The sequence below is a fragment of the Hydrogenovibrio sp. genome (genome assembly GCF_049975065.1).
Lineage (GTDB): Bacteria > Pseudomonadota > Gammaproteobacteria > Thiomicrospirales > Thiomicrospiraceae > Hydrogenovibrio.
Map to the genome: position 1 here is coordinate 1 of NZ_JBNGDN010000092.1, position 7,747 is coordinate 7,747.

Genomic DNA, 7,747 nt, shown 5'->3' on the forward strand with positions numbered 1-7,747 from the left:
GTGATGCGGCTGGCACCGAAAATGCTGAACCGTGTGGTCTTTATGCTGTTGATCGCTTTGGCTCTGGTCATGCTCTGGGAACATTGGGCACCGCTCGGTGACGCCGGGCAACCGATATTTCACCAGGCCTGGTTACAAACGCTGGTCGGTATTTTGGCCGGGCTGATGGTAGGCATTGTGGCCGCCGTTTTGGGCGTGGCCGGTGGGGAGTTGTTGATTCCGATTATTGTGATTTTGTGGGGCCTTGATATCAAAACCGCTGGCAGTCTGTCGTTGCTGGTGAGCCTGCCGACCATGCTGGTGGGGTTTTATCGGTACAGTCAGGCCGAAGCCTTTCACGCACTGCGGCGCGAACGCGACCTGCTGATCTGGATGACGGTCGGTTCCATTGCCGGAGCCATCGCCGGGGGCGCCATGCTCGGCTGGGTACCTGCACAAGGGCTGGGACTGTTTCTAGCCATACTGCTGTTGCTATCCGCCTGGAAAGTGTTTAAACACTAACCGGTGGCATGGCTCCAAGACAGGGCAAGACTTGGTCGATAAACGTAGATGGGGGAGTTTAGTTTAAAATTCATGATTGATGCCTGCTTGTTTCATAATGGCATTGGCGGTGAGGCGAGATTTGCAGATGTGGTTGACGGTCACTTTTTTGCCATCAGAATTGATCCATATCTCATGCAACCTTTACCGCTACGATGAAACTGCCAGCCGTGCTGCAGTAACAGCGCTTTGACCTGTTTTTCGAAGCCATTCATGTCGGCGAGCAAAAATCAAAGGTGGTGAATTGTGTCCTAGTTTGTTTAGGCAGTTGTGACACATCAATCAGCTCAGGCAAGCTCAACTTAACTTCGTGCTGAAGCTGATCAAACGTCTCAGCTTCAATCACCAGGCCTGGTATATCCGCGCTGGTGGCGACATAAACCTGTTGTTCGGCATCCAGCTCCACATCAATCTTTATGTACAGTTCAACGCCAAAATACTTGGCTAAGGTGGTGGCAAGCGGCCAACTCAGTCGATACATGATTCACCTCAATTTCAGGAGCGTTAAACGAAAATTATAACGCTGAATGACTTGAAACCAAAAATTAACTTAACCTGAATACAATAACGACCAGGCCTGGCGGTTTTGGCTGATCGTCGCTGCGATTTCGCGGCGCTTTGCTCGGCTGACCACAAACCCCACAAACCGCCGCACCCAATCGCAATAACTATTTTCCGTCGAATACGCCTAGCCTCTCTGCGTAATTTGGCTTGCATTTTGTCTAGCAACAATCATTTCTTTGATGTACTATTCATAGTACTATTCATAAAAGCGCCTTTGCTAAACGTTAAGCTGACCACAAGCGGCCAGCTTATCGGGGTGGCGATAATAGAACGGCTGGTGAGGCCGCCTGCGGCAGCCTAACAAGCCAATCAACCTGACGTGTTCCACGCCCCAAAAATTAAAATTTTTAGCGCGCGAAGCCACGCAGGTGATCGTTACTCCGTGAGTCTATTTTTATTAATTTTTCAAAGCATGGTATTGATTTTATTGAGGCTCAACAACTTTGGGAAGACCCTGATCTTATTGAAATTCCGGCTATAACAACGGATGAACTCAGATATTTAGTGATTGCTAAACTTCAGGGGAAACATTGGTCGGCCGTGATGACTTATCGTGACAAAAATATTCGTATTATTTCTGTAAGACGTTCAAGAAAAAATGAGGTGGCGTTATATGAAAGCGTTTGAATTTGATAAAAAGTTTGATGACGATGGTGATCTCTTGCCGCATTTGGATGTTTCTAAAGCAAAGCGTTCTTTGCAGGAGACCAAGCGGGTTAATGTTGATTTTCCGACTTGGATGCTAGAGTCTTTAGACCGAGAAGCGCGTCGTGTCGGTGTCACTCGACAATCCATTATTAAAGTATGGCTAGCGGATAAACTTGAAAATCTTCATCCTGTCATGGAAAAACAAGGCTAAAAAAACAAAAACACACTCAATCCGAAATCCGACTGCGTTAACGCGCAGACGCTTAACAAGCCTTGAATTCATATAATAACCCGACGTGTTTCAGATGGTGTCAATATATCTGAGCCTGATGATTCTTAATTCTGTTTGGGAGAACCCTCTGATATGACGCCGGGCAATCATTTTTTCACTGCGTTAATGATAATTTAATTTTAATGTGCTATTTTGTACTCATTAATGGCTTTAATTAATTTCGGTGTGCGTTATTGGGGATATTATGGGGTTTGAATCGAAGGCAGCCAGTGCGATTGCAGAAGGATTGGGTGAGCGTTTAAAACAAGCGCGACTCAATCAAAACAAAACACAAGCCGAGGTTGCGGAGGCCGTTGGCGTGTCTCGTAAAACCATCTTAAACGCCGAAAAAGGCAAAGCCCAGCTTGAGGTATTTGTGGCGATTCTACAAGCACTGGATTTGCTCGAACAGTTAAACCGTTTTTTGCCGCCACAACCGATTTCCCCCATTCAACTGGCGAAACTTCAAGGCCAACAACGCCAACGCGCCTCCGGCCAACGTCATAACGCAGAAGAGGGTGAACTCGAATGGTAATGGAAGTTGTTAAGGTCAACTATCTAGAGCAGGATGTCGGCGCGGTGAGTTTTGACACCGAAACCGGGCAGGGGGCGTTTGAATATTCTCCAAAATTTATTGCAACGGGTATTGAACTATCGCCGTTAAAAATGCCGTTAGCTAAGCGCATTTACAGTTTTCCCGAACTGGATTTTGAAACGTTTAAAGGCCTACCAGGCCTGGTGGCCGATTCCTTGCCGGACGATTTCGGTAATGCGGTGCTGAATGCTTGGGTGGCGGCACAAGGTAAATCGCCCGAAGACATTTCCCCTCTGCAACGCCTGCAATATACCGGAAAACGCGGTATGGGTGCGCTGGAATATGCGCCTGCTACCGATGTAAAAGGCTTTAATGCCTCACAGCAAGTCGAAATTGAATCCTTAATTACCATGGCGCAAGACGTTCTCGATGCACGAGATCAATTCAGTATTCAGCTTGAAAAAAGTGGGCAGGAAGATCGTGAAGCAATGTTATCACTGCTTTCTGTTGGCATGAGTGCGGGCGGCGCAAGACCCAAAGCCGTGCTCGCATTTAATCAAGATTTTAGCCAAGTCCGCTCTGGTCAAGCTCAAATTCCCGAAGGTTTTACGCATTATTTAATGAAGTTTGATGGCGTCAGCGAGCATCACAAAGATCAGCAAACCTTTGGCGACCCACTCGGTTATGGCGCAATGGAATATGTGTATTATTTAATGGCGAGCGAATGCGGCATTGAGATGATGCCTTGTCATTTACTGCCGGAAGGCAATCGCCGTCATTTTGTGACTCAACGTTTTGACCGTATCAACAATCAAAAAGTGCATATCCAAACCCTAAATGGCTTGGCGCATGTCGATTATAAAAAGCCAGGCTCCTTTTCCTATGCTGAGTTATTTGGCGTAGCCAGGCAACTCAAGCTGCCCGCCAGCGATGCCGAACAACTCTTAAGACGCATGACCTTTAATATCGTTGCCAGAAACCACGACGACCACGCCAAAAACATCGCCTTTATGCTCAAAGGCAAACTATGGCGATTAGCGCCGGCCTATGATTTGGCCTACAGCTACAAACCCGAAAGCAAATGGGTAAACAGCCATTGGATGAGTCTAAACGGCAAACGCGACAACTTCAGCCGCGACGATTTCTATTCGCTGGAAAAACTCAGTCCCCTGTTCACCCGCGTCAAAATCAACGCCATCCTCAACGAAACCATCGAAAAAGTCGCACAATGGTCACAACTCGCGCGTGAGCATAATGTCCCGAAACCATTACGCGAAGCGGTTGAAAGCAATCTGAGACTGGGGATTTAACTTATTTAAGCCAGACACACCTTAAACGTATCTGCGTTGCAACCGATGGATTTTTCTACCGTATATTCGTTCACATTTAATTGAGACAAACACAGTAAAACAAGGTACGCAGCTTCGATTGAGTGACGCGACGGTTATGACCAGGCTTGGCAGTTTGGGGGCGAAAGCCAGGCCTGGTTGAATGATTGATCCAATTCACAGCCACCTCACTTGGGTGATTTCTTTAATCCCGGACAGAATAAACGTGGGGAGTGCGGCGATAAACAGGGTCATCAGCAGGTGTTGCGGTTCCAGCGGGGCGGTGCCGAGCGCCAAGTTGCCGAAGGGGGTGTAGATCATCAGCAGTGACAGCAGCGCCGAGCCGAACACCGCCCAGAGTAGGAGTGGGTTGCTGAACGGATTGCGGCGATAAAGGGTGGTGAAGGTTCTGGCATCGAATACGTGTACCAGTTGCCCGAAGATTAACGTCATAAACGCCAGTGTCTGGGCGTATTCCAGCGAGGCACCTAGGTTCAGCGCGTACATAAACATGGCAAAGGTGAGCCCACCCATCACCAGCCCGCGCACAATAATTCGTGCGCCCAGTCCGTCGGCGAAAAAGCTTTCGTCGCCGTCTCGCGGTTTGCGTTTCATCACGTCATTTTCCGCTTCGTCCACGCCGAGTGCCAGTGCGGGCATGCCGTCACTGACGAGATTGATCCACAGAATCATCAGCGGTGCCAGCGTGAGCAGGGGTTCGCCGACCATAATCAGGAAGGCGAATAGAATGGCGGAGACTTCACTGACATTGGCGGTGAGGCCTTGGCGGATGAATTTGCGGATGTTGTCGTAAATGCGGCGGCCTTCTTGCACGGCATGCACAATGGTGGCGAAGTTGTCGTCCAGCAGAATGAGGTCGGCGGATTCTTTGGCGACGCCGGTGCCGGTAATGCCCATGGCGATGCCGATGTCGGCTTTGCGCAGGGCGGGGGAATCGTTCACGCCGTCGCCGGTCATGGCGACGACTTCACCATTGGCTTGCAAGGCTTGCACAATGCGCAGCTTGTGTTCGGGCGTCACACGGGCGAAAACGCTGGTTTTTGGGGCGAGTTGGCGCAAGGCGTCGTCGCTGGTTTGGTTGAGTTCCGCGCCGGTCATGACCAATGCATCGTCCCGGTCGATGATGTTCATCTGGCGGGCAATGGCTTTGGCGGTGACGGCGTGGTCGCCGGTAATCATCACCACGCGCACGCCAGCGGAGTGGCATTCTTTAACGGCTTGGGTGGCTTCCGGGCGCGGTGGGTCGATAATGCCGTGAATGCCGTTAATGATGAGGCGGTTCTCTAGGGTTTCAATGGGCTGGTCGATTTCGTCGGCGTGTAACGGGCGGTAGGCGACCGCTAGGGTGCGCAGCGCCTGGGAGCCGAATTCTTCGATAATACCTTCAATCAGGTGCGGGTTGCTGACGAGATCGCGGCGCTGTTCACCGTATTCAATGACTTCAGCGTGCTGAGTGACGACATCCGGTGCGCCTTTGACAATCAGGATGTGATTGCCTTGGGCGTCGCGGACGATGACGCTCATCATTTTGCGCTTGGAGTCAAAAGGCGCGGCGGCGACCCGATGGTACTGTTGCATGAGGGCTTCTTTTTCAATACCGGCTTTGGCGGCGGCTACCAGAATGGCACCTTCGGTAGGCACGCCTTGAATGCGGGTTTGCCCGTCTTCTTCAATGAGATTGGTGTCGTTGCACAGTACGGACATTTCCAGCATTTGCTGGAGATGAAAGTGGTGTTGCGGCGTTTTCACCAGGCCTGCTTCGTCGGTGAATTCGCCTTGGGTTTGGTAGCCTTCACCGCGGATGCGATAGTATTCGCCCGCCGCCCAGACGCGCACGGTTTGCATTTTATTCTGTGTCAGGGTGCCGGTTTTGTCGGAGCAGATGACCGAGGTGGAGCCGAGGGTTTCCACTGAGGCGAGTTGTTTGGCCAGTGCTTTGTTGCGCATCATCTGTTTCGCGCCCAGTGTGAGCACAATGGTCACCACCGTGGGTAAGCCTTCGGGAATGGCGGCGACCGCCAGTGAAATGCCGGTATTGACCAGGTCTGCGGCATTCAGCCCTTTTAATAATCCAATGCCGATAATCACGGCGACAATAATCAATGCCGCCCAAATCAGGGTGTGCGACAGCTTGGCGATGCGGTTTTGCAACGGCGTGAGACGGTTTTCGGTGGTCTGCATCAGGCTGGCAATCTTGCCGACTTCGGTGTCCATGCCGGTGGCGGTGACCACCGCAATGCCGTGTCCGTGGTTGACCGAGGTGCTCATAAACACCATGTTCACCTGATCGCCCAAGGTCGGGTCTTTTTCGGAGAGTTCGGCGGTTTGTTTGTGAATCAGGTCGGATTCCCCCGTCAGCGGCGCTTCGTCCACATCCAGTGAAGTGACTTCAATCAGGCGGGCATCGGCGGGGATGATGTCGCCGGTTTGCAGCTTGATGATGTCGCCCGGCACCAGTTCGGCTGCGGCAATGTCTTGCCATTTGCCATCGCGGCGCGCCATGCACTTGGGTGCGGCCATGCTTTTTAACGCGTCAATGGATTTTTGCGCTTTGAGTTCCTGGAAAAAGGTGATTAAAGCGTTAATGAGGATAATCACGGTGATGGCGATGGCATCCACCGTGTGTCCTGTGTAAAAAGACAGCAGGGCACCGAACGCCAGCACCATCAACAGCGGGTTTTTGAATTGTTTGACAAAGAGAATGAGCGTGGAGGTTTGTTTGGCTTGGGTGAGGCTGTTGGCGCCGAATGTTTTTTGGCGTTCCGCTAAGTGCTCGGCGGACAATCCGTGTTTGGGGTCGGTGTCAAGCTGTTGGATGACTTGCTCCGGCGTTTTTTGAAACCAGTTCATGCGTGCCTCTTTTGGGTCGGTTTTGGGGAGAAATTAAGACTGAGGAAGCGCCTATTCATTTATGAATAATTCATGAATAATTCATGGATATCATCGGCTGTTGGACGCAACCAAGCCTGTTTATTGTGACACAAACCATTGGGTAATAGAAGGAGTTAATGGTTGAATTCAAGAGGTGTTATTGGTTGTAGGTGACCAGTAAAAAGGGTGCCTGTATAACGCGGCCATCCGGTTGTGTGATGAGGACGGTTATCTGCCAGTCCATGCGCTCATTGGTGCAGAAGGCCAGCATGGATTGTCCTTCATAGACACCGGGTTCAGCGGCGACCGGCTTGAGAGTGACTCGATTGTATCCCATGTACATATTCAGACCGGAGATGTCCAACTCCACTTGCGAGGCGGGCAGTTGTTCAAGCTGCACTCGGGCGGTTAAGGTGCGTGCCACGCGAATGGGTTGAGGGTGAATCGCCAGCGTGACACTGGCCGCGGTGTCCGGGCTTGAATTTTGACAAGCGGTGGTGTGCAGGTCGCATTGGTCGTTCAGTGCCCATTGGGTGACGTTTTTCGGCAGGGAGGAATCGCAGGCGGACAACAGCATCAGACTGAAAGCGGCCAGCCCGCTGAAAGCAAGTCGGTTGAATTGCATCGGGAGCCGTAAGGTTTGAGCAATGGCGATAAGGGCATTCATGTCGTTGTTCACTGTCGGTTGAGTGGTTTTGAGTTTGGAGTTTTCAAATCTTATAGCCTTTTAACGCCCGCCACAAGCCAGGCCTGGTCATCTTTTGCAATGCTCATCCTATCTTCAGGGTTAATCCGAATATTTCACAAATTTGCACCGACCTTGCTTGCTCCTTGATTCCACAAGCCATATTTTCTCAGTCGGTCGTAATCGCGGAGTCGACACTTCTTCGAAAATTTCCTTGTGAAACCAATGCACTGCGCAATCTCAGCACAAATTCATGAATCGAAGAACCGAAGGTAAACATTCGG

At 50.8% G+C, this 7,747-nt stretch carries 8 protein-coding genes; 5 read left to right on the top strand and 3 right to left on the bottom strand.

Features of this window, described 5'->3' with window-relative positions; all coding sequences use genetic code 11:
- Positions 1-501: TSUP family transporter (locus ACP5D0_RS09200; protein ID WP_472365453.1), on the top strand; the 501-nt coding region annotated here is incomplete at its 5' end.
- A gap of 250 nt (positions 502-751) precedes the next feature.
- On the opposite strand, the gene ACP5D0_RS09205 is transcribed toward ACP5D0_RS09200, so the two are convergent.
- A complete protein-coding gene (locus ACP5D0_RS09205) occupies positions 752-1,021 on the bottom strand; it encodes a DUF1902 domain-containing protein (RefSeq protein WP_472365454.1) in 270 nt (89 codons plus the stop codon).
- A 479-nt stretch (positions 1,022-1,500) separates the two neighbouring features.
- On the opposite strand from ACP5D0_RS09205, the gene ACP5D0_RS09210 reads away from it, so the two are divergent.
- From ACP5D0_RS09210 to ACP5D0_RS09225, 4 genes are all read left to right on the top strand, one after another.
- On the top strand, positions 1,501-1,731 hold the full coding sequence (locus tag ACP5D0_RS09210; protein WP_472365462.1) for a BrnT family toxin: 231 nt from the start codon (positions 1,501-1,503) through the stop codon (positions 1,729-1,731).
- Positions 1,718-1,963, top strand: coding sequence for a type II toxin-antitoxin system BrnA family antitoxin (brnA, locus tag ACP5D0_RS09215; protein WP_472365455.1), 246 nt, complete (start codon positions 1,718-1,720; stop codon positions 1,961-1,963). The genes ACP5D0_RS09210 and brnA overlap by 14 nt, the downstream gene beginning before the upstream one ends.
- Positions 1,964-2,228: 265 nt before the next feature.
- Positions 2,229-2,558, top strand: coding sequence for a helix-turn-helix transcriptional regulator (locus ACP5D0_RS09220; protein WP_472365457.1), 330 nt, complete (start codon positions 2,229-2,231; stop codon positions 2,556-2,558).
- Positions 2,552-3,868, top strand: coding sequence for a type II toxin-antitoxin system HipA family toxin (locus ACP5D0_RS09225; RefSeq protein ID WP_472365458.1), 1,317 nt, complete (start codon positions 2,552-2,554; stop codon positions 3,866-3,868). The genes ACP5D0_RS09220 and ACP5D0_RS09225 overlap by 7 nt, the downstream gene beginning before the upstream one ends.
- Before the next feature lie 195 nt (positions 3,869-4,063).
- Here the strand turns inward: ACP5D0_RS09225 and ACP5D0_RS09230 are convergent, their stop codons facing one another.
- Both ACP5D0_RS09230 and ACP5D0_RS09235 read right to left on the bottom strand, forming a co-directional pair.
- Positions 4,064-6,757 carry a cation-translocating P-type ATPase gene (locus tag ACP5D0_RS09230; RefSeq protein WP_472365459.1) on the bottom strand — a complete coding sequence of 898 codons (2,694 nt, stop codon included), beginning with the start codon at positions 6,755-6,757 and terminating at the stop codon, positions 4,064-4,066.
- Between the two features lie 178 nt (positions 6,758-6,935).
- The gene (locus tag ACP5D0_RS09235; protein ID WP_472365461.1) at positions 6,936-7,445 is read right to left on the bottom strand and encodes a hypothetical protein; all 510 of its coding nucleotides are present in this window, start codon (positions 7,443-7,445) and stop codon (positions 6,936-6,938) included.
- Positions 7,446-7,747 lie beyond the last annotated feature (302 nt).